Genomic DNA, 19,520 nt, shown 5'->3' on the forward strand with positions numbered 1-19,520 from the left:
AAATAGAGGTGTATGGCTATCACCAGGAACGGTAAACCACACTACTTTTCAGTTGCTCTGAGATCTGAGAATGCGTTGCACACTGGAAATACTGATCCCCGTGCGCTTGGCAATTTCAGATCTGGGTAATCCTTTGGCAACCAGTGCAAGAACTTCATTACCTTTTGCCATTGCGGTAGGCTTACGACCCTTATAAACACCTCGGCGCTTGGCTAACTCAATTCCTTCAGCTTGCCGCTCCAACATCAACTCTCGTTCAAAGGTTGCGATAGCACCGATCATGGTGAGCATTAACTTGCCGGTAGGCGTTGAGGTATCGATCCCCAGATTCAATATCCGCAATGCAACTTGCTTGTGTTGTAGAAATTCTGATGTCTCCAATAGGTGACGAGTATTACGAGCCAGACGGTCCAGCTTGGTAACCATCACCACATCCCCCTCCTTCACATAATCCAAGAGGAGAGCGAGTTGTGGCCTATCATCACAGGCACCGCTAACCTTCTCTTGGAAAACTTTATTGCATTCGGCCAGCGCTCGAAGCTGGACTTCAAGGCTTTGACCTCCCGTACTAACACGTGCGTAACCTACCAGTGCCATGGTCTCCTCCCGGTCAATAGGGCAAGGTACACTGACCCCCATGGTCAAAAGTCTCGAAGAGACCTTCTTGACCTGAAAATGGAGGGAAATAGATGAAATGAGTGCCGATTTCGTGAGTGTCACTAGGGCTTGATCTATTGACCCCAAACCAGCGATGGGGAGAAATAACGGGACGCTTTGTGATAAACATCCCGTCGTGATGGGTAGCAGAATATTGTGCTACTGATTGATTTGATTGGATGTAACAAGATGCCAACGTAAGTTATTGGCATTGTGGCTCAGGCGTAGGCGGTGAAGGGGCCGCGTTTTTACCCAGTTTACTGGTCAGGGGTGAGGAACGAGGGCGGAGGCGTTTTGGTGCTGTTGCGGTTGCCAAAGGCTGTGAGGTGGAAGATGACGCTATCATTTCTGGCTCGGGATAGAACTCCTCCAGTAACATCGGCACCTCTTCATCGATATCTTCAAACTGGCCGTTACGCAGCAACTCACGAGCAGCCTGCTCCATCTGCTCAATGGCCAAGCCTGCCTCTTGGTCACGCTGGGCCGCCTCCTGTGCCAGCCTGACTGCCTCGGTCAGGTTGGTCTCTTCCCGCAAGGTCAAATCCACGTAGTAGACCGGTGTGCGGTAGGACTGGGTGGTGCTCTTGGCTCGCAGCCGTAGGGTGAGTGGCAGATAGCGGGTATGGCCACCGCTCACAGCCTCCAGGTACTTGAGCCGTGCCGCCAGGGTGCGCACCGAGTTGTAGCCGGTGGTGCGGAAGATAAAACTGCCCAGCTCATCCCCTTGCCCCTCCACAAACAGGTTCAGCCGTCCGTACAGCTTGCAGCCCTGTTGTCCACCGTAAGCGCAGCGCTCTGGTCCAGGGCAGCTGACCTCCTCCATGCCTTGCGCCCCCACGCGTCTTGCCACCTCCCCATTCCCGACACACAGCGGCCTGCCGGTTTGCCGGTCAAACGCGCTGTATTCCGCCCGCAGATTCAGGTCGCTATCGTTGAACAGCACCCGCACCGGAATGGCGCGGATCTTGGTCTGCTCCTGCCCTTGGCCACTTTTCTGCGATGAGTAGTGTTGATGCAGAGGATGGAGCAACCATCCCCCCTTTTGTTGTACCTGGGTGGTGAGGGTGAAGCTGTCGTCCTTCTCCGGTACCCACTTATCCTGTTTTTGCACCAGCTTGCCGATGCAGATCCGCCCGATCACGGGCGGGGTGATCGCCAGTCCTTTGATCATGGTGTTTGCCTCAAGGGTTGAATGGTGAAACGGCGCACGCCGGGCACCGGTTTGACGTAACGGGTGAGCAGGTCGGGATGATCCTGTCCGAGCTTATCCAGATCCGGTGCCAGCCGGTCTTTACTGCGTTTCCAGGTGATCTTGCCATCGGCAAACAACCCGGCTGTCGCTTCACCCAAGGTGGCTTGCAGCCGCTGCTTGAGCTGCGACTCCTGCAGCTCGACCGCTTCCTTTTGCTGGCGCAAGCGCAGTAGCTCGCCAAACAGCTGGTTGAACTCGGGGGAATCGGAGAGATCCACCGTCTGGCCATCGTCACGCGGAAACAGCCAGCTCAGGGCATTGGCGGCATCGGAGGAGCCGTCAGGCTCGGGCTGCTGGTCTTGTTGCACCATCTGCCAGAACTGTGCTTCCCGCTCGGTGAGATCCTGGATCTTCTCCTCATCGCGCTCGATGCGGTAAATCCGAAAATCCTGGCCGCCGATCAGCACTGCCACTTCAGCCCAGGCATGGCCGGTAACAGCCAGTTGATGCAGTACCTGACACTGGTAAGCCACCGGCACTCCTTCCTCCCACTGGAGGGCGCTGTGATAGCTGGCGGTCTTGATCTCCAGAATGCCCGGCCCATCGGGATGGCCGACTACCTCCCGGTCGAGGTTGGCGAGCATGAAGGGTTGCTCGGAGTGTTGCAGTACCGCATTGACCCGGCGCACCTTGTAGCCGGTGCGTTTGGCATAGACCTGCGCCAACACAGGTTCCAGCTCAATGCCCCACAGAACCGCTTCCTTGTGGGAGATATCCTCCGGTTCCTTGCGACCGGTCTTCTCCAGCCACAGGCTGAGCGGGCATTTGTAGGGGGATAGCCCCACTGCCACGGCGGCATCGGAGGAGCCAATGCCGAGTTTGCGGAGAGTAAGCCATTGCTCGCGGGTTAATTGGGTAGTAGAGGCCAGCCGCAGGGCTTGGCCGTATTTGGCTTTTGCTTTCATGACTATTCCTTGTTGACGGCATAAATAGCTACGTCCGGATTGGCTTGCGCCAGTCCGGGTGAGGTCGTTATGCGGTTTAAATGGGGAAGAGGAATTACTGCAGTAGGGTGAGGGCCTGATTCAGGGCTTGGGATTTGAGTTGGGCGCCCTGACCAAACCAGGCGGAGTCAAGCCGGTGATCTTGGCTGCGGGCACGGCGGTGGTGATCCACGTATTCGGTGACCGCATTGACCAGCCCCCAGGCGGTATTGCGGGAACTGGCAAGCTCTGAACCCATACCCGCACCCTGATAGAGCTCATGCAGGCGTTGTACCGGCTTGGTGAGGATGATGTTCTCCTCATCCAGCGGTTGCGCCAGCAAGTCGCTGAAAAAGCGTAGCGCCTCTTCGGGGGCCACGGGCCGCTGTGCCAGTGCCTTGCTCTGTACTTTGAACTCATCCCAATGGAAGAGCCCCAGCCCGAGCGACTCTTTGACGGCTGCCGCATCGAACTGAGTAGAGTGGGGTACCTTGATGGCACCGGTCGAACCGCGCAGTGCCATCTGCAGGGTGTTATTGCAGACCACTCGCAGCGAAGTGAACTGCGCCGTGGTGCAGAGTGTGCCGTCGCAGCTGGTCGCCAACAGCAGATAGGACTTTACCAAGTCATTGCCTTTGAGTTTTAGATCCTGGCCGGTCTTGGCCAGTGCCCACAGCTTGCGGCCGCCTTTAAGCGAGCCTGCGGTCTCTAGCTCAAAGCCACCAGCTTCCACCAGGTCTTGGTAGAAGTGCAGCACCTCGTGAGGCTGTACCACGTTGTAACGGCTTGAGACCACCGACAGGGGGGCGAGGGTATCGGAGCGATAAAGTACCTTGCTGTCGCTGTAGGGGCGAATATGCAGCGCATCGGAGGCGACGTTAAACATCACGTCGCTCTGCTCGATGGTCCAATCCATCCCGGCTGCCTGTAGCCAGATATCGAGGGATTGTTGCGGGGGCAAAACATTGCCAAGGCCATGCCAGGGCGTTTGACCGTTGTAGGCCATGGTGTCGATCAGGTGAGCCATGAGAAATCTCCAATGAAAAAGGGACTGCACAGAGCAGTCCCTTAGGTAGGTTCATGGAGATAATATATATCTGAAATTAATTCAAATGAGACTTATTTGTCTCTCTGGTTTTTAGCTATGGAATGCGCGCTGTGGTACCCCGTGTGGTACCCCAGGCCAAAAAAGACCAAGGGGTTGGCACCATTACGATGCCAACCCCTTGTTTTATATGGTGCTCCCGACTGGAGTCGAACCAGTGGCCTGTCCCTTAGGAGGGGACCGCTCTATCCTACTGAGCTACGGGAGCTTTGTGGCGGGCATTATACAAGAAGCCGCTCCCTTTTAAACCCTTGATTCTTATTCCAATACTGCCAGATCCCCGATCTGGATGTTAAACGGTGAATATTTGTTCTGGCTGCTGATGATGGCGCCATCCTCGAACACCTGTACCACTTCGAACAGGCCGTCGGCCGGGTTGCGCATCATGCGGGATTTGCCGTAAGGATCGATGAAGTCGGCGCTGTGCTGGATGCGGTACTGATCCCCCAGCCTGACGCCGTTGCGTCGGCCGAGATTGATGTGGGGGCCCCGCTCGTTCTGACTTATCACCCGGGCGGTAACCGGGGCACAGTTCAGCTGGGCAACCAGATCCTGCACCGCCTCCTGCAACTGATAGTTCACCTCCTGGCCATAGCTGGACTGCCAGAACTGGCCGCTGCTGCTGCCGACCTGATCCCGCTTGCCGAAGGTCCAGTTGGCACGCCCCTGATACTCCTTGCGGCTGATCAGGCTGCCGTTGATGCCATCGAACAGGTAGAGCTGCATGCGAAAATTGCGGATAGGGTCTTCATACCAGCTGGTCAGCTGGTTGCCCTGAGGCTCGAGGGAGAGGTCGTCTATGCTGCCGAGCACCAGATACTGGCTGTCGGTGCGCAGGCTGAGGGCCTTGATCTCCTCCAGAGCGCTGCGATCCCCCTGTTGCAGGTGGAGCGGGTCGATGCGCAGGTTCTCGTCCAGCCACTGACGGGCTGCCACGCCTTGCGGTGCGTTGGCCAGGGTCTCGAACATGCGGCGTGACAGGTTGGCAGGCATGTCATCGAGGGCGCCATAGCTCGCCTGGTCCGGATAGCGCAGCCGCAGCCTGACCAGTGTCAAATCCTTGGCGTAATGCTGGGTCTGGCAGATCTGGCGCTCGGCCTGGATATCGGCCTGTACCGTGATGTACATGCGGCCGTTGCGCACCTCTTCCCGTTTGAGCCTGTACTGGCGAATGTCGCCACCGGAGCGGATCTGGATCTGCTCGGAGCGCAGGCTGCCGTTTTCCAGGCGCTGTATGCTGGAGACGGCAGCGCCGCTCGCCAGCAGGGCCTGGCGCAGGGCGTCGCGGGTCGCTTGCTCACGGGCATAGGCCTCGTCGCCCCCCAAAATGGCGGCACTGCCCTGGGCTTCGATAAGCTCGGCCCGGGCTGACAGGCTGGCCAGCAGCAGGATTAACAGCAGCGGTAATTTCATGACAAACACCTTGAATATGCGGGTCGGCGCATTCACTCCTGTCGAAGTGACGGCGCCGGCCGATACAGACCACAGAACCGTGTCAGTTGCACAGCACACTGCAAATCAAAAGCAAGATTCATGCCTCATTCCTGACTCAAGCTTTGGCCGGTCGAACCGATAACGAATCAGGTGCAGATACAGGAAAGGTATCCATGAACAAACTCATCACGGCGTTGGCCCTTGCGCTGGCCCTGACCAGCTGTAGTGCCGACCCCATCAATCGGGATCAGGGTGACCCTCGCCAGGCCGCTGCTGGCATGGAGCTCAACTGGCTGGTGGCCCGCATGACCGATCAGTTGATGGAGCGCAAGTCGCTCACGACCCTGACCGAGCCCATCGCTGTCTCCTCCTTCGTCGATCTCGATACCTTGCAGGACACCAACTGGATGGGGCAGCAGATTGAGGAGAGCTTTATTTACGAGCTGAACCGCCGTGGGGAAGTGGTGGTGGACTTCAAGATGACCGGCAGCATCAAGGTAACCCCTCAGGGTGACTTCGTGATGAGCCGCAATTACAAGGACCTTTCTCCCCGTCTGCCCATCTCCCGCATCCTGACCGGCACCTTTAGCCGCAATGGCAAGGGGATCCTGGTCAATGCCCGCATCATAGATCTGCGGACCAAGATGGTGGAGACCACAGCCCAGAGCCTGATACCGCAAAAATACCTGTTTGGCGCCAACAATTCGTTCGGCCGGGCCTCCATCAACCGTGGTTATCTGATGCGCGATAGTCAGGCGCGTCCCGGCGGCCATCTGGTCAACCTGACGCCCTGATATAGGAGTGAGCACAATGAAAATCCTGTTTGGATGCCTGCTGGCCCTGCTGCTGACCGCATGCAGTGGCAATCGGGTGGTCAACTACGGTGGCAACAACAAGCCCGATGACTTTCCGGTGCTCAAGGCGGTCGGTTATGCGGTGATCGATATCCAGCCCGGCCCGTCCCAGTCAGAGAAGATGCTGCAAGCCATCCGGGCCTCCAAGATGGATGCCTACCGCGAGCTGGCAGAACAGCTTAATGGCCAGCAGGTGCGCGGGCAGAGCAGCTACAAGGACCTGACCCAGACCTCCAACTCGCTGGATGTGTCCGTGGCCGGCATGGTGCGCGGCGCCCGGGTGGTGGCCTCCTATCCACGTGGCAATACCTATGCCACCGAGATGGAGCTCGATACCCGTGCCCTCTACAACATCAACCAGTTGATGGCGGGTCAGTTCTGACGACGTGCCGAGCTGAGGTAAAAACAAAAAGGCGAACATGATGTTCGCCTTTTTTGTTTGCAGTTACGGTCAGTTGCCCATCAGGACCGGCGGCACTGTGGTCGGCTTGACGTCTTCGCTCGGGTAGCAGCCCAGCACCTTGATGTAGCGGGTGAGTTTGGTCAGCTCGATCAATGCGGCTTGCATGGCCGGCGTCTGCAGGTTGGCGGAGACATCCAGATAGAACATCTCTTCCCAGGGGTTGCCCTGTACCGGCCGGGATTCGAGCTTGGTCATGTTGATCTCATTGTTGCGCAGCACCAGCAGCGCTTCCACCAGGGAACCCGGTTTCTGGGAGGTGGACATGATGAGGGTGGTCTTGGCCGGAATTTGCGGCGCTACGTCGATGGGCTTGCGCGCCACTACGATGAAGCGGCTGTAGTTCTCCTTCTGGTTGGCGAGCTGTTCGGCCAGCACGTTCAGGCCATAGAGCTCACCGCCGGCTGCGCTGCCGATGGCGGCAGCATCGGGGCTGGCCAGCTCTTTCACCTTCATCATGGCGCTGGAAGAAGAATCGCAGATCTCGTGGCGCGCCCCTTCCAGCTTGCTCAGGTAGTGGGAGCACTGCTGGAACACCTGAGGGTGGGCATAGAAGGTTTTGATGCGACCCAGCTCGGTCGGCACTGCGGTGAGGATGCAGTGCTCTATGGGGTAGGTCAGCTCACCGACGATGGAGAGGCTGGTGTGCTGCATCACATCGTACACCTCGTTGATGGAGCCCGAGCTGGTGTTCTCGATGGGCAAGACGCCAAAGGCGGCGCGCCCTGACTCCACCGCATCCAGCACCTCGCGGAAGTTCTGGCAATTCACCTCTATCACCTGATCCTTGTAGCGGGCCAGATACTTGCGGGCCGCCAGGCTGGAGTAGGAGCCGCGCGGGCCCAGATAGGCGACGCTGGTCATGGGCTCCTGCTGCTCCGGGTTGATCAGGCTCTGCAGATAGGCCTGCTGGGAGAGCACCGAATCTTCGATGATGGTGTGGTAGATGCGGGTGATGTACTGGGCATCCAGCCCCAGCAGCCGGCCCTGCTGGATCAGGGCGACCAGCAAGTCCTGCTCGCGCTGGGTATCGCGAATGGGACGGGGATTGGCCTGCTTGGCACGGGCGACCTCGATGCTGAGAGTCTTGCGCTTGGCCAGCAGGGCAAGCAGCTCCTGATCCAACCGGGTGATGTCTTGTCTGATCTCGTCGAGCGTAGCCATGATTGTTCCCTATCCAAGTAATCGATTGTTGTAGCTGCAAAAAAAAGCCTCCACTAGGGGAGGCTCGATTCGTCTTTGGTTGCTGTTCACGCGACGACAGGGCCTTCCCTCATGTGGGCCGGATAAACGAGAAAGCAAAGAAGAATGGTGCGTGCATGGGTCTTGTCCTGAAAATATCGTCATAACCATTAAGGGATTTGGACCCGGGATGCAAGTAAAACTTGCCCGTGGGGTGCGAACGGAGCAGGGTATTTGCTGGCGCTGGCCGGGGCGCTAAAGAGCTGGATTGGTACTGTCAGCCTGGCGGCAGAGGCATATGGAGGAAGTGAACATGGCGATTATTTTCGATCTGGGGCGGGTAGTGGTGAGCTGGGATCCTGTGGCCATAGTGAGTTCGGTGCGAGGGCCGGGCGGCGCTGAGGCGCTGGCGGAGCGGCTGTTCAATCACCCGGATTGGCTGGAAGTGGACAGGGGCACGCTGTCACTGCATACCATGGCCCGTCAGGCGCAGGAGCGTACAGGTTTGTCAGCGGCAGAGAATCTCACCATTTTGCAGGCTGTGCCCGCTTCGCTCCTGCCGGATCCCGCTATGCTGACCCTGATAGCCGAGCTGCATGGCGCAGGCCACACTCTCTATGCGCTCTCCAATATGGGTCATGCCAGCATCGACTTGCTGGAGCAGCAGCCGTTCTGGCGCTTCTTCAGCGGCAAGGTGGTATCTGCGCGGGTGCGGATGATAAAGCCGGAGCCGGATATTTACCGCTACCTGCTGGTGTCGTTTGATTTGAAGGCCGACGAGTGTCTGTTTATCGATGACAGCCCCGCCAATGTGGCCGCTGCCAAAGCGCTGGGGAGCAGGGGCATGCTGTTTACCGATGCGCACAGCTGTCGTCAGCAGCTGGTATCGCTGGGCTATCTGCCCGGTTGAGCTGACTGTCAGGAATGCTCGAGGAGAAGTGATGGAGCATGGCCGGTTTCGCAATTGGTTGAGTCACTATCCGGATGCCGGCTTGCTGATTGCCTGCAAGGATGGCAGCGGTTACCAGCTCTGCGTCGATGTGGATGGCGAGATGCAATGTCTCACCGACAGTGAGGGGGCACGGCTGACATTCGGCTCCCTCGAACAGGCCGAAGGCTTTTTGCGAGCACACAGAGTGCATCAGGCGAAACTGCGGATTTATGACTCCATCCAAGATGAAAATGAAGATAATTGTCATGAAATTATAATTAAATTCTGATTAAACTTGTTTTTTAAGGGTGTATTCAGGATTGCACCGGCACAATGGCCGCCAATTCATCATCCGGTGCTGTCGTTATGGCTGCCAATATAGTTGTGCTGAATCGAGGATACGATCAGACCTTTCAGACCAGGGAACAGTCACTTATCGAGACCCTGGCCAGTTACGGCGAGCTGGTGGTCTCCTTTTCTGGCCGACTGGAATCCTGCTACAGCATGGATTTGTGCCGAGCCAGCGGCGTCCGGATCCGGGCCATCACCCTGGACAGCCCGACCCGCCACCGCAAGGAGATAGCGCGGGCCAAGCGCTACTGTCAGCGCTACGGTATCGAGCAGATCGTCATCAAGACCGACGAGATGATCTTCTGCGATCACCTGCGTCACCTCAACGAGGTCATCGACCCTGTGCGCTACATCTGCCACCTTATGGCGCAGGAAACCGACTGGAGCCATCTGCCCATGTTGTTGCCCGCACCGGTAGAGGAGCAACAGGAGTACCTGCGTCGTTTTGGCAGCCTGCCGGCCAACACCCTCTGGCTATTTGCCGAGCAGGGCATGACCCACAGGGATTTTCGCTATGGTTTCAACAAGCGGCAACTGGGGCGCTGGGGCAAGAGTGCCTATGGCTGCTTGAGCCGCCGTTTCTCCGATCCCGAGCTGGTGGACAAGCATCATCTGCGGATGGTGGACATGGCGGAGCAGATGCTGGCCGACATGGGGTTGGAGGAGGCGCAGGTGTTCTTTCATACCCTCTCTGATCAGGCGACCACACTGGCGCGGGTGAGGGTGCCACCGAAGCTTCGTGCTCAGGCCTTTGATCTGCAACCGGATATCCTCAATGCCCTCAAGAGCACAGAGTTCGATCTGGTGACCCTGGACATGGTGCAGGAAGAGGAGCGACAGGAGTCTCTGCGCTGAGACGAGCGCCACGGCAGAGGACAAGAACGTGAGTTGTGTCATAGGCAAGCCGGAGCCGACTCTTTATACTGACGCCCTTTTCCATCGACGCCGAGCCATCACCCTATGAAACCCTTGTCCCGCCTGCTGGTTGCCCTCTGCCTGTCCCCCCTGTTGGCTCAGGCCGCCCCCATGACCCAGGTAACCCTGCCGGATGGCCGCCAGGTGCAGCTCAACGATGACTTTACCTGGGAATATCTGCTGATCAAGCCGACGGCGAGCGGCGAGAGGGCCACGGGCGCGGTTGCCGTGCCTGTGCTGACCGAGCAGGCGATGACCAATCCGGATCTGCTGGCTCAGGCGGTCAAGGATGGCATCGGCGTCAAGCTCGACAAGGTTGAGGGCTCGGATCCCTTGCTGCTGCAATTTACCGTGAGCAACACCGGCACCCGCAGCGTGGTTCGGGTGCGTGGCACTGTCACCCTGTTCAGCGAACAGGGTGCGCAGCTGGCCAGACAGGAGGCCCGTTTCTGGGTCGGCGAGAACCGTCTGCCGGAATCCTATCTGCGCAAGGGACAGCAGCGCCCCTCCCTGGTGCTCGAGATGCCGCGCCCGGCCGGCCTGACCGGCAAACCCCTGGTGCGGGTCGAGATTGAGGAAGTGGAGTTTCGCTAAGCCCTTGCCAAACAGGCTCCATTAGGGAGCCTGTTTCAGTTCAAGTGTTAACCCGGTAACCGCCAGCAACAGTTGCTTACATCTGACATGATTTGGCAACAGCTTGCCGCTCGGCATTCTGCACGCCCCTCGGCACAATGACTCCATTCCAGCTAGGTCTCAACTAGCTCAACACGAGGAGTCATCAAAATGAAAAAAGTTGCACTTTCTGTTCTGGTTCTGGCCGGTTTCGCTTCTACTTCCGCTCTGGCACAGGATACCTTCAGCTACGCCAAGGGCGGCCTGACCTGGGCCCACACCAAATCCGACTACATCGGTGGCAAAGACAGCAACAACCGCGACTTCGGTGGTCTGAACCTGGACGTCTCCAAGAGCTTCGGTTCCAATTTCTATGGCCGCATGGGCAGTGAATACACCTCCCGCAACGACGGCAATGACAGCATGGGCATCTCCAGCCTGGGTCTGGGTGTCTACACCCCGCTCAGCACGGGTCTGAACCTGTACGGTGAAGCGGGTCTGATGGGTTACACCATGGAGCGCCAGCAGGCTGCCAACGTGAACAACACTGGCTGGGACAACATCAACCGCAAGAACAGCGGCAGCATGTATGGTGAAGTGGGCCTGCGCTATGACATCGGCGCCGTCGAGCTCTCCACCGGCTACCGTTACGCCAACATGACCGACGACATGCAGGACTTCAAAGTGGGCGCCGCCTACAAGGTGAGCCAGAACTTGGCCCTTACCGCCGACTACACCTATCGCAACTGGGATCTGCAAAAAGGTTCCATCTCCAGCCTGGGTGTGAAGTACAGCTTCTGATCTTCCCTCCCGTAGTGTCTTGATTGCTTGCCCATGACGTCAGTCATGGGCTTTTTGGTTTCTGGTGATCCAGATGTCGCCCTTGCGCCGTATTCAGTCCGCAATAGTTATACAGCTTCCATTCTTTTGTATAACTGCTATAACTGAATCAAGGCTTATACAAGGAGCGCCAACATGTACAAGATTAAAGTCGGTATCAGTGCCTGCTTGCTGGGACAGGAAGTGCGGTTCGATGGGGGCCACAAGCGCTCCAGTTTCTGCGAACGGGATCTTGGCGCTCACTTTGACTATCACCCCGTCTGTCCCGAGATGGCCATTGGTCTGGGATCGCCCCGCGCCGCCATCCGGCTGGTCAAGCGCAACGGCGAAATACGCGCCGAGGCGAGCAACGGCAGCTTCGATGTCACCGAACAGCTGATCGCCTTCAGCGAGCAGAAGGCTCGCCAGCTCGACTTTATCTCAGGCTATATCCTCTGCGCCAAGTCACCCAGTTGTGGCATGGAACGGGTGCGCATCTATGGCGCTAACAACGAGGGGAGTGCCAAGGAAGGGATTGGCCTGTTTGCCAAGGCGTTGATGGAAGCCAATCCCCTGCTGCCGGTGGAGGAAGACGGTCGGCTGTGCGATCCCATACTGCGGGAAAATTTCGTGCTGCGGGTCTTCGCCTACCACGACTGGCAGCAACTCTGCGCTCAGGGGCTGACGGCCGCGGCCCTGATCCGGTTCCACTCCCGCTACAAGTATCTGGTGCTCTCTCACGCCACTACCCACTATCGGGCGCTGGGCAAACTGCTTGGCAATCTCGGCAAGGCCAACTTGCAGGAGGTGGCCGACAGTTACATCACGGGGCTGATGACAGCGCTGACCCTGAGAGCCAATCGCCGCAGCCACACCAATGTGCTCATGCACCTGCAGGGTTACTTCAAGCGGGTATTGACTCCTTCCCAGAAGCAGGAGCTGGCCGAGACCATCGACAAGTACCGCACCGGCATTTTCCCGCTGCTGGTGCCGCTGACCCTGATCCGCCATTACCTGCGCGAATACCCCAATCCCTATCTGTCCGGGCAGGTTTATCTCAATCCTCATCCCGATACGCTCAAGCTGCGCTACGGGCTCTGATCCCTGTTTTGCGACCCCGGCCCCTTGGGCCGGGGAGCCCCATAGATTGATGGAAGTCGTTATGTCTGACCTACCCAAACAAGATGATGTCACCCAGCCGGATGAGGGGATCTATCCCATCCGCGACGTTTCCCGCCTGACCGGTGTCAACCCCGTCACCCTGCGTGCCTGGCAGCGCCGCTATGGTCTGGTGCAACCGGCCCGTACCGAGAAGGGGCACCGCCTCTACAGCGAGCAGGATATTCGCCAGATTGGCGAGATCCTGAGCTGGCTGGAGCGGGGGGTGAGCATAGGTCAGGTCAAGGGACTGTTGAGTGATCCTCAGACCCAGCTGGTCAGCGATCACTGGCAGCAGACCCTGGAGCAGATCAGCCAGGCTGTGCTTGGTTTCAATCAGCGCAAGGTCGAAGCGCAGCTTAACGAACTGCTGGCGAGCTACCCGTTCGAGCTGGTGCGCAGCCGGGTGCTGCAACCCTTGGTGGATCAACTGCTCGGCCTGTGGCGTGAGCGGCCCGATGGCGAGCTGCTGCAACAGGTCTGGCTGGGCTGGCTCCATGCCCGCTTCGCTCGCCACCTCATAGAACAAGAAAAGGGACGCCCGGTTACCCTCGCAAGCTGGGGGCAGCTTGGTCCCCTCGACTTGGTCTGGAGCGCCTATGAGCTGGTAAGCCAGGGTTATGAGGTGCAACTGCTGGGGGCCGTCGAGCCCAGGCTGGCCACCTTGCTCGAAGGACGTGCCATGACGCCCTGGCTGGTGTTGCTGGGGGCTGGACTTGGCAAGCAGGAGCTGACTGCCAGCTGGCCCGATGGTACTTGTCTGTTTGGTGAGCTGGGCAGTCTCTATGACGCCCAGTGGCTGGCGACTCAGGGGTGGCAGCCCACCCTTGCCGACTGGCTGGCTGCACAGTCGGCAGAGACGCCAGTCCAGGGCAAGCGCACTCGCGGGAGGAAGGCATCATGAAGCTGGTCTGGTTTCGCAATGACTTGCGCCTCGCCGACAATCCGGCTTTGCGACACGCTTGCGCCGAGGCGGGAGAGGTGGCCGCCCTGTTTGTCATCTCTCCGACCCAGTGGCAGCAGCACAAGATGGCCCCCATCCGTCAGCAGTTCCTGCTGGCGCAGGTGGATGAGCTGGGCAAGGCGCTGGCGGCGCTCGGCATCCCGCTCCATCTGCTGCGAGTGGAGACCTTTGCCGAGATGCCAACGGCGTTGGCGAGCCTCAGCCGCGAGCTGGGTGTCAGCCAGCTGTATGCCAATCAGGCCATCGAGATCGACGAGCAGCGCCGCGACCTGGCCGTCAGCGCCATGCTGGCCGAACAGGAGGTGAGCTGCCACTGGTTCAACGGCTGCTGCGTGCTGCCACCGGGACGGGTGCTGACCGGGTCGGGGGAGATGTTCAAGGTCTTTACCCCCTTCAGCCGCGCCTGGCTCAAGGCGCTGGAGGAGGATGGCTTCGTCATTCATCGCGCCCCCGCTCCGCGCGCCGAGCCGCTGCCGTGGCAACCGCTGGCCGAGAGGGAATGGAGCTATGGGGCGCTCGGCGAAGTAACGCCGGATCCCCGCTGGCCAGTGGGGGAGGCGGAAGCTCAGCGCCGTCTGCACGGCTTTCTGGAACAGGCGGTGTTTGACTATGGGGAGACCCGGGACTTTCCGGCGCAGGCGGGCACCTCCATCCTCTCGCCTTATCTGGCCGCTGGCATCATAAGTCCGCGCCAGTGCGTCGGGGCGCTGCAACAACGGCTCGGCCACCGGCCTCAATCCAAGGCACAACCCGGTTTCGTCTGGCTCAACGAACTTGTCTGGCGCGAATTTTATCGTCATCTGCTGGTACTTGTACCAACCCTCTCCATGAACCTGCCCTTCAAACCCGAGACCGCGGCTCTGCCCTGGAGCTGGGATCCCGTGGCCTTTGCCGCCTGGTGCGAGGGACGTACCGGTTATCCCATCGTCGATGCGGCCATGCGCTGCCTCAATGCCACCGGCTGGATGCACAACCGGTTGCGGATGATAGTGGCGAGCTTCCTCACCAAGGATCTGCATATCCACTGGCGCCTCGGGGAAGATTACTTCATGAGCCAGCTGATTGACGGGGATCTGGCGGCCAACAACGGTGGCTGGCAATGGGCCGCAGGCACAGGCGCCGATGCGGCCCCCTACTTTCGGGTGTTCAATCCCACCACTCAGGGGCAACGATTTGATCCACAAGGAGACTTTATCCGTACTTGGGTAGCTGAACTGGCCGATATTCCCACCGCCTACGTGCATCAGCCTCATGATTGGTTGCGACTCAAAGGAGGAAGGGGGTATCCGGCACCCATGGTGGATCACGCCCTTGCACGGGTGAAAGCCATCGAGATGTTTCGAAATCTGGAGAAATAGGATGAAGGAGCCGCTGGCCCGCTTTATTGCCCTTTACCAGCAACTGGACAAGCAGCAACTGCACCGCTTGCCAGAGGTTTATGCCGAGCAGGTGATCTTCATCGATCCGGCGCACCGCATCGACGGGCTGGCCGCGCTCACCGACTACTTTGCTGCCATGTACCAGCGCCTCGCTTATTGCCGCTTCGAGATAACCAGCCAGCAGCAACAGGGTCGTGAGGCCTGGATCAGCTGGGTCATGACCTTCTCTCACCCAAGACTGGCCGCGGGTCAGCCGGTGAGGGTTGAGGGGGCCACCCGGCTTGAGTTCGACGACGCAGACAAGGTGTGTCTGCATCGCGACTACTTCGATCTCGGGGCCATGCTCTACGAGCAGTTGCCGCTGCTGGGCACCCTGGTGCGCACCATCAAGGGGAGGTTGGGATCATGAGCGGACGTGTGTTGATCACGGGTGCCAGCTCCGGGCTGGGTCGCCAGTTGGCGATGGATTACCGGCAGGCGGGCTGGCAGGTATGGGGTTGTGGTCGCGATGGCGAGCGGCTGGCGCAGTTGGCCCGGGACGGCATCACCCCCTTGCAGTTCGATGCACGGGATGCGGTTGCCATGGCAGAGGTGGCGGCCAGCTTGCCAGCCCTCGATCTGCTGATCCTCAATGCGGGCAACTGCGAGTACATGGATGTGGAGGATGGCTTTGACGGCGAACTTTTTGCCCGAGTGATCGAGACCAATCTCATCGCTACCGGCCATGCGCTTGCCGCCTTTTTGCCGCTGCTTGGCGAGGGTGCGCGGCTCGCCATCGTCAGCTCGTCGGTTAGCTGGTTGCCGCTGCCAAGGGCCGAAGCCTATGGCGCCTCCAAGGCGGCACTCGACTATCTGGCCGCTACCCTGCGACTCGATCTCAAGGCCAGGGGAATCGCCGTGACCCTGATCCGCCCCGGTTTTGTACAGACGCCGCTTACCGCCAAGAATGATTTTCCCATGCCTTGTCTGGTGCCGGTGGAGCAAGCCTCCCGGGTCATCATGACCGGGCTTGCTGCGGGTCGGCATCAGATCCACTTCCCCAGCCGCTTTATCTGGCTGCTGCGCGCGCTGGGGGCGCTGCCGGTGTGGTTGTGGCTGCGCCTTGGCAGCTCGCTTGTTTCGAAAGGACGCCATTCATGAAGAAAAAGATTGCCATCGTCGGCTCGGGTATCTCGGGCCTCACCGCCGGTTTTCTCTTGCACAGGTTGCACGACGTGACCCTGTTTGAGGCCGCGCCCACTCTGGGCGGCCACACTGCGACCGTCGATGTGAGCCAGGGTGGTCGCAGCTATGCCATCGACACCGGCTTTATCGTATTCAACGATCGCACCTATCCCAATTTCCTTAAATTGCTGGAGCGGATCGGCGTGGCGCGCCAGGACGCCGAGATGAGCTTTTCGGTGAAAAGCCCGGAGGGGCTCGAGTACAACGGCCACAACCTGGATACCCTGTTTGCCCAGCGCAGCAATTTGCTGAGCCCGGGTTTTTACCGCTTCGTCGCCGAGATCCTGCGTTTCAACCGGGAAGCGCGCGCCTGGCTGGCCGACAGTCAACGGCAGCAAGATAGTCCTGAGCTGACACTCGGGGATTTCTTGCTGGTGGGGGATTTCAGTGACTACTTCGCCCGCCACTACATTCTGCCCATGGGGGCGGCCATCTGGTCATCCACCTTGGCGGACATGCGCGCCTTTCCCCTTGGCTTTTTCCTGCGTTTTTTTGCCAACCATGGCCTGCTCGATGTGGCCAATCGCCCTCAGTGGTACGTGATCCCCGGCGGCTCGCGGGAGTACATAGGCCCGCTGACCGCAGGTTGGCAACAGCAGATCCGCCTCGCTTGCCCGGTGCAGGGGATCCGGCGCCTGGCCGAGGGGGTGCTGATCCAAAGCAGCTATGGCGAGGAGCAGTTTGACGAGGTGATCCTCGCCTGCCACAGCGATCAGGCGCTGGCCCTGTTGCAGGATGTCAGCGAGCGGGAGCAGGCGATTCTGGGCGACATGGCCTATCAGGCCAACGATGTCTGGCTCCATACCGATGTCAGCTGTTTGCCCACTCGCCGCAAGGCCTGGGCCAGCTGGAACTATCAGCTGGACGGGGACGACGAGGCGCGGCCGCTGGTGAGCTACAACATGAACATATTGCAGGGGGTGAATTCACCGCAGCCCTTCTGCGTCAGCCTCAATCCCAAAGGAAAGGTGGACGAGAGCAAGGTGCTGCGCCGCTTCGTTTATCACCACCCTGTGTTCAATCAGGCATCCATCCAGGCGCAGCAGGCGCGCCTGGAGATCTGTGGTCAGCATCACACCCACTTTTGCGGTGCCTACTGGTACAACGGTTTTCATGAAGACGGGGTGCGCAGCTCACTGGACGTCGCCAGACGCTTCGGAGCCGAGCTATGAGTGCTGTCACCATGGCTCAGACAGTCAGCGCCATCTGGCAGGGCTCGGTGCGCCATCGCCGCTTTGCACCCAGGGCCCACGCCTTCTCCTACAGCCTCTTCATGCTGGGGCTGGATCTTGACGAGCTGCCGAGCCTCAGCCAGGGGCGCTGGTTCGGCGTGGAGCGGGCCGGGTTGCTCTCCTTTCATCGCAAAGACTATCTCAAAGGCAGCGAGGGGAGCCTCAAGCAGGCGGTGTGGCACAAGGTGGCAGAGCTGGGGGGCACAGCCGAGCCGGACGGGCGAGTGCTGCTGCTCGGCAATGTACGCTGCATGGGCTTTTACTTCAGCCCGGTCAACTTCTACTTCTGCTACCGGCAGGGTGAGGCGCGTTACCTGCTGGCCGAGGTGTCGAACACCCCCTGGAACGAGCGTCACTATTACCTGCTGGATCTGGCGGCGCTGGCGCCCCACGACAAGGATTTTCACGTCTCCCCGTTTATGGGGCTGGCCATGCGCTACCACTGGCGCATTCGCCCACCGGAGCAGGAGACATTGATCCACATAGAGAGTCATCCCCAGTCCGGCGAGGCCAAGTTGTTTGACGCCACCCTGGCGCTGAGCCGCGAGCCCCTGTCCCGCAAGGGACTGATGGCGCTGCTCGCTCGCTGGCCCTGGATGACCCTGAAGGTGCTGCTCGGTATCTACTGGCAGGCCCTGCGTCTTTTTATCAAGCGAACACCTATTTTCAGCCATCCGGAGACGCGCTAATGGAGCAGATACAATCCACTTCCGCAGCCTCAATTTCTTATCCGGAGGCCAGCTCAATTCATGAAGCAGATTCAATTCAGACTCTCTGCCACTTATTCTTCAGCCATCCGGAGACTCGCTAATGGAACTGGTGCAATCAACAAGTTCGGCCTCTTTCATCGATAAAGGCGCAAGGCAACTGCTGCTCAAGCTGCTGGGGCGTCTCGAGCACGGTCAACTGCTACTGCGGGACGGCAGCGATCGTCATAGTTTCGGGGTGGCGGGCACTGACCTGCACGCCGAAGTGGTGGTAAAGGATCCGGCCTTCTATCGCCGCTTGCTGCTGGGAGGCAGCATTGCCGCCGGTGAAACCTGGGTAGAAGGGCTTTGGACCAGCCCGGATCCGGTGGCGCTGGTGCGCTTGCTGGCCCGCAACATGACACTGCTCGACAGCCTGGAACGGCGGCTCAGTTGGCTGAGTTTCCCCTTCAACAAGGCGCGCCACTGGCTCAATCGCAATACCCTGACAGGTTCACGATCCAACATCGCCGCCCACTACGATCTGGGCAATACCCTCTATCAGGGTTTTCTCGACAGCCATATGCAGTATTCGAGTGCCATCTATCCGGGGACAGAGTCCACTCTGGAGGAGGCACAACAGGCCAAGCTGCATACCATCTGCGAGCGCCTTGAGCTGGGACCGGACGATCACCTGCTGGAGATAGGCACAGGCTGGGGCGGGCTGGCCATTTATGCGGCCCGTCACTATGGCTGCCGGGTGACCACGACGACCATCTCCCAGGCCCAGCATGACTATGCTCGCGAGTGGATCGAGCGGGAGGGGCTCGCAGATCGCATCACCTTGCTGCTGGAGGATTATCGCAAACTGGAGGGAACCTTCGACAAGCTGGTCTCCATTGAGATGATAGAGGCGGTGGGCCACGCCTTCCTGCCCGATTACTTCCGCCAGTTGTCACGTTTGCTCAAACCCGGTGGCCGCCTGCTTATTCAGGCAATCACCATTGCCGATCAGCGCCACGCCCAGTATGTGCGCAGTGTCGACTTCATCCAGCGTTACATCTTCCCAGGCGGCTGCCTGCCGAGTGTCTCCCAGATGGCGGGACTGATTGCCCGCGAGACCGACATGCAGCTGGTGCGGCTGCATGATCACGGTCATCACTATGCCCGCACCCTGGCGCACTGGTGCGAGCGCTTTCTGGCGCTGGCCCCCGAGCTGCCCAAGCTGGGTTACAGCCAGGATTTCATCCGGTTGTGGCACTTCTATTTCGCCTATTGCGAGGGGGGCTTCTGGGAGCGGGCCATCAGTCTGGTCCAGCTGGAGGCGGCCAAACCAGGGCCAACGGGCTGGCGGGGTGATGTGCCAGTGAGCGGTCACTGAC

General features: G+C 59.4%; 21 protein-coding genes, 1 tRNA gene and 1 other annotated feature. Of the genes, 15 read left to right on the forward strand and 7 right to left on the reverse strand.

The features are described from left to right. Positions 1–48: 48 nt before the first annotated feature. From AC1P02_RS10465 to AC1P02_RS10490, 6 genes are all read right to left on the reverse strand, one after another. Positions 49–597 (reverse strand): recombinase family protein, encoded by a 549-nt coding sequence (locus AC1P02_RS10465; protein ID WP_485185339.1) that lies wholly within the window; start codon positions 595–597, stop codon positions 49–51. A 262-nt stretch (positions 598–859) separates the two neighbouring features. Then, positions 860–1,828 carry a recombination directionality factor gene (locus AC1P02_RS10470; RefSeq protein ID WP_485185342.1) on the reverse strand — a complete coding sequence of 323 codons (969 nt, stop codon included), beginning with the start codon at positions 1,826–1,828 and terminating at the stop codon, positions 860–862. Then, entirely contained in the window at positions 1,825–2,814 is a 990-nt protein-coding gene (locus AC1P02_RS10475) for a YqaJ viral recombinase family nuclease (RefSeq protein ID WP_485185344.1), read from the reverse strand. The genes AC1P02_RS10470 and AC1P02_RS10475 overlap by 4 nt, the downstream gene beginning before the upstream one ends. Before the next feature lie 94 nt (positions 2,815–2,908). Further along, on the reverse strand, positions 2,909–3,859 hold the full coding sequence (locus tag AC1P02_RS10480; RefSeq protein ID WP_485185346.1) for a DUF932 domain-containing protein: 951 nt from the start codon (positions 3,857–3,859) through the stop codon (positions 2,909–2,911). A gap of 209 nt (positions 3,860–4,068) precedes the next feature. Continuing rightward, a tRNA-Arg gene (locus tag AC1P02_RS10485) sits at positions 4,069–4,145 on the reverse strand. A gap of 50 nt (positions 4,146–4,195) precedes the next feature. Continuing rightward, positions 4,196–5,350 (reverse strand): flagellar assembly protein FlgT, encoded by a 1,155-nt coding sequence (locus AC1P02_RS10490; RefSeq protein WP_485185348.1) that lies wholly within the window; start codon positions 5,348–5,350, stop codon positions 4,196–4,198. 194 nt (positions 5,351–5,544) lie between these two features. Between AC1P02_RS10490 and AC1P02_RS10495 the strand changes: the two genes are divergently transcribed. Beyond that, positions 5,545–6,165 carry a FlgO family outer membrane protein gene (locus tag AC1P02_RS10495; protein ID WP_485185350.1) on the forward strand — a complete coding sequence of 207 codons (621 nt, stop codon included), beginning with the start codon at positions 5,545–5,547 and terminating at the stop codon, positions 6,163–6,165. Positions 6,166–6,181: 16 nt separating this feature from the next. Further along, positions 6,182–6,607: an LPP20 family lipoprotein gene (locus AC1P02_RS10500; RefSeq protein WP_021140532.1), complete on the forward strand. Its 426-nt coding sequence runs from the start codon at positions 6,182–6,184 to the stop codon at positions 6,605–6,607. Positions 6,608–6,676: 69 nt separating this feature from the next. Here the strand turns inward: AC1P02_RS10500 and pheA are convergent, their stop codons facing one another. Then, complete coding sequence (gene pheA, locus AC1P02_RS10505; RefSeq protein WP_058393536.1) at positions 6,677–7,849, reverse strand: prephenate dehydratase; 1,173 nt, start codon at positions 7,847–7,849, stop codon at positions 6,677–6,679. A 38-nt stretch (positions 7,850–7,887) separates the two neighbouring features. Further along, positions 7,888–8,010, reverse strand: a sequence feature (Phe leader region). Positions 8,011–8,180: 170 nt separating this feature from the next. On the opposite strand from pheA, the gene AC1P02_RS10510 reads away from it, so the two are divergent. From AC1P02_RS10510 to AC1P02_RS10570, 13 genes are all read left to right on the forward strand, one after another. Further along, positions 8,181–8,777 (forward strand): HAD family hydrolase, encoded by a 597-nt coding sequence (locus AC1P02_RS10510; RefSeq protein WP_485185353.1) that lies wholly within the window; start codon positions 8,181–8,183, stop codon positions 8,775–8,777. A 31-nt stretch (positions 8,778–8,808) separates the two neighbouring features. Next, entirely contained in the window at positions 8,809–9,087 is a 279-nt protein-coding gene (locus tag AC1P02_RS10515) for a DUF6482 family protein (protein ID WP_005311907.1), read from the forward strand. A gap of 44 nt (positions 9,088–9,131) precedes the next feature. Further along, a complete protein-coding gene (locus AC1P02_RS10520; RefSeq protein WP_017412863.1) occupies positions 9,132–10,004 on the forward strand; it encodes an adenine nucleotide alpha-hydrolase family protein in 873 nt (290 codons plus the stop codon). A 105-nt stretch (positions 10,005–10,109) separates the two neighbouring features. Continuing rightward, positions 10,110–10,658: a DUF3157 family protein gene (locus AC1P02_RS10525; RefSeq protein WP_096118038.1), complete on the forward strand. Its 549-nt coding sequence runs from the start codon at positions 10,110–10,112 to the stop codon at positions 10,656–10,658. 189 nt (positions 10,659–10,847) lie between these two features. Then, positions 10,848–11,477, forward strand: coding sequence for an outer membrane beta-barrel protein (locus tag AC1P02_RS10530; protein ID WP_485185356.1), 630 nt, complete (start codon positions 10,848–10,850; stop codon positions 11,475–11,477). Positions 11,478–11,651: 174 nt separating this feature from the next. Then, on the forward strand, positions 11,652–12,596 hold the full coding sequence (locus AC1P02_RS10535) for a YbgA family protein (protein WP_087756312.1): 945 nt from the start codon (positions 11,652–11,654) through the stop codon (positions 12,594–12,596). Between the two features lie 61 nt (positions 12,597–12,657). Then, on the forward strand, positions 12,658–13,557 hold the full coding sequence (locus AC1P02_RS10540) for a MerR family transcriptional regulator (RefSeq protein ID WP_485185358.1): 900 nt from the start codon (positions 12,658–12,660) through the stop codon (positions 13,555–13,557). Beyond that, positions 13,554–14,975, forward strand: a complete 1,422-nt coding sequence (phrB, locus tag AC1P02_RS10545; RefSeq protein WP_485185360.1) for a deoxyribodipyrimidine photo-lyase — start codon at positions 13,554–13,556, stop codon at positions 14,973–14,975. The genes AC1P02_RS10540 and phrB overlap by 4 nt, the downstream gene beginning before the upstream one ends. A gap of 1 nt (position 14,976) precedes the next feature. Beyond that, positions 14,977–15,405: a nuclear transport factor 2 family protein gene (locus AC1P02_RS10550; protein ID WP_408123609.1), complete on the forward strand. Its 429-nt coding sequence runs from the start codon at positions 14,977–14,979 to the stop codon at positions 15,403–15,405. Next, the gene (locus tag AC1P02_RS10555) at positions 15,402–16,136 is read left to right on the forward strand and encodes an SDR family NAD(P)-dependent oxidoreductase (RefSeq protein WP_485185363.1); all 735 of its coding nucleotides are present in this window, start codon (positions 15,402–15,404) and stop codon (positions 16,134–16,136) included. Before AC1P02_RS10550 ends, AC1P02_RS10555 begins: the two co-directional genes overlap by 4 nt. After that, on the forward strand, positions 16,133–17,392 hold the full coding sequence (locus AC1P02_RS10560) for an NAD(P)/FAD-dependent oxidoreductase (protein ID WP_485185364.1): 1,260 nt from the start codon (positions 16,133–16,135) through the stop codon (positions 17,390–17,392). The genes AC1P02_RS10555 and AC1P02_RS10560 overlap by 4 nt, the downstream gene beginning before the upstream one ends. After that, the gene (locus tag AC1P02_RS10565) at positions 17,389–18,141 is read left to right on the forward strand and encodes a DUF1365 domain-containing protein (RefSeq protein ID WP_005311927.1); all 753 of its coding nucleotides are present in this window, start codon (positions 17,389–17,391) and stop codon (positions 18,139–18,141) included. Before AC1P02_RS10560 ends, AC1P02_RS10565 begins: the two co-directional genes overlap by 4 nt. A 121-nt stretch (positions 18,142–18,262) precedes the next feature. Then, complete coding sequence (locus AC1P02_RS10570) at positions 18,263–19,519, forward strand: SAM-dependent methyltransferase (protein WP_265458729.1); 1,257 nt, start codon at positions 18,263–18,265, stop codon at positions 19,517–19,519. Position 19,520 lies beyond the last annotated feature (1 nt).

It is taken from the genome of Aeromonas sp. TS_SC_11 (assembly GCF_057318915.1).

What these genes read in the sequence shown, in the direction of transcription:
- AC1P02_RS10560 (WP_485185364.1), top strand. Translation starts at nt 16,133, where the DNA reads ATGAAGAAAAAGATTGCCATCGTCGGCTCGGGTATCTCGGGCCTCACC.
- AC1P02_RS10475 (WP_485185344.1), bottom strand. Translation starts at nt 2,814, where the DNA reads ATGAAAGCAAAAGCCAAATACGGCCAAGCCCTGCGGCTGGCCTCTACT.
- AC1P02_RS10495 (WP_485185350.1), top strand. Translation starts at nt 5,545, where the DNA reads ATGAACAAACTCATCACGGCGTTGGCCCTTGCGCTGGCCCTGACCAGC.
- AC1P02_RS10520 (WP_017412863.1), top strand. Translation starts at nt 9,132, where the DNA reads ATGGCCGCCAATTCATCATCCGGTGCTGTCGTTATGGCTGCCAATATA.
- AC1P02_RS10510 (WP_485185353.1), top strand. Translation starts at nt 8,181, where the DNA reads ATGGCGATTATTTTCGATCTGGGGCGGGTAGTGGTGAGCTGGGATCCT.
- AC1P02_RS10490 (WP_485185348.1), bottom strand. Translation starts at nt 5,350, where the DNA reads ATGAAATTACCGCTGCTGTTAATCCTGCTGCTGGCCAGCCTGTCAGCC.
- phrB (WP_485185360.1), top strand. Translation starts at nt 13,554, where the DNA reads ATGAAGCTGGTCTGGTTTCGCAATGACTTGCGCCTCGCCGACAATCCG.
- AC1P02_RS10515 (WP_005311907.1), top strand. Translation starts at nt 8,809, where the DNA reads ATGGAGCATGGCCGGTTTCGCAATTGGTTGAGTCACTATCCGGATGCC.
- AC1P02_RS10465 (WP_485185339.1), bottom strand. Translation starts at nt 597, where the DNA reads ATGGCACTGGTAGGTTACGCACGTGTTAGTACGGGAGGTCAAAGCCTT.
- AC1P02_RS10530 (WP_485185356.1), top strand. Translation starts at nt 10,848, where the DNA reads ATGAAAAAAGTTGCACTTTCTGTTCTGGTTCTGGCCGGTTTCGCTTCT.
- AC1P02_RS10500 (WP_021140532.1), top strand. Translation starts at nt 6,182, where the DNA reads ATGAAAATCCTGTTTGGATGCCTGCTGGCCCTGCTGCTGACCGCATGC.
- AC1P02_RS10525 (WP_096118038.1), top strand. Translation starts at nt 10,110, where the DNA reads ATGAAACCCTTGTCCCGCCTGCTGGTTGCCCTCTGCCTGTCCCCCCTG.
- AC1P02_RS10480 (WP_485185346.1), bottom strand. Translation starts at nt 3,859, where the DNA reads ATGGCTCACCTGATCGACACCATGGCCTACAACGGTCAAACGCCCTGG.
- AC1P02_RS10550 (WP_408123609.1), top strand. Translation starts at nt 14,977, where the DNA reads ATGAAGGAGCCGCTGGCCCGCTTTATTGCCCTTTACCAGCAACTGGAC.
- AC1P02_RS10570 (WP_265458729.1), top strand. Translation starts at nt 18,263, where the DNA reads ATGGAACTGGTGCAATCAACAAGTTCGGCCTCTTTCATCGATAAAGGC.
- AC1P02_RS10555 (WP_485185363.1), top strand. Translation starts at nt 15,402, where the DNA reads ATGAGCGGACGTGTGTTGATCACGGGTGCCAGCTCCGGGCTGGGTCGC.
- AC1P02_RS10470 (WP_485185342.1), bottom strand. Translation starts at nt 1,828, where the DNA reads ATGATCAAAGGACTGGCGATCACCCCGCCCGTGATCGGGCGGATCTGC.
- AC1P02_RS10540 (WP_485185358.1), top strand. Translation starts at nt 12,658, where the DNA reads ATGTCTGACCTACCCAAACAAGATGATGTCACCCAGCCGGATGAGGGG.
- AC1P02_RS10565 (WP_005311927.1), top strand. Translation starts at nt 17,389, where the DNA reads ATGAGTGCTGTCACCATGGCTCAGACAGTCAGCGCCATCTGGCAGGGC.
- pheA (WP_058393536.1), bottom strand. Translation starts at nt 7,849, where the DNA reads ATGGCTACGCTCGACGAGATCAGACAAGACATCACCCGGTTGGATCAG.
- AC1P02_RS10535 (WP_087756312.1), top strand. Translation starts at nt 11,652, where the DNA reads ATGTACAAGATTAAAGTCGGTATCAGTGCCTGCTTGCTGGGACAGGAA.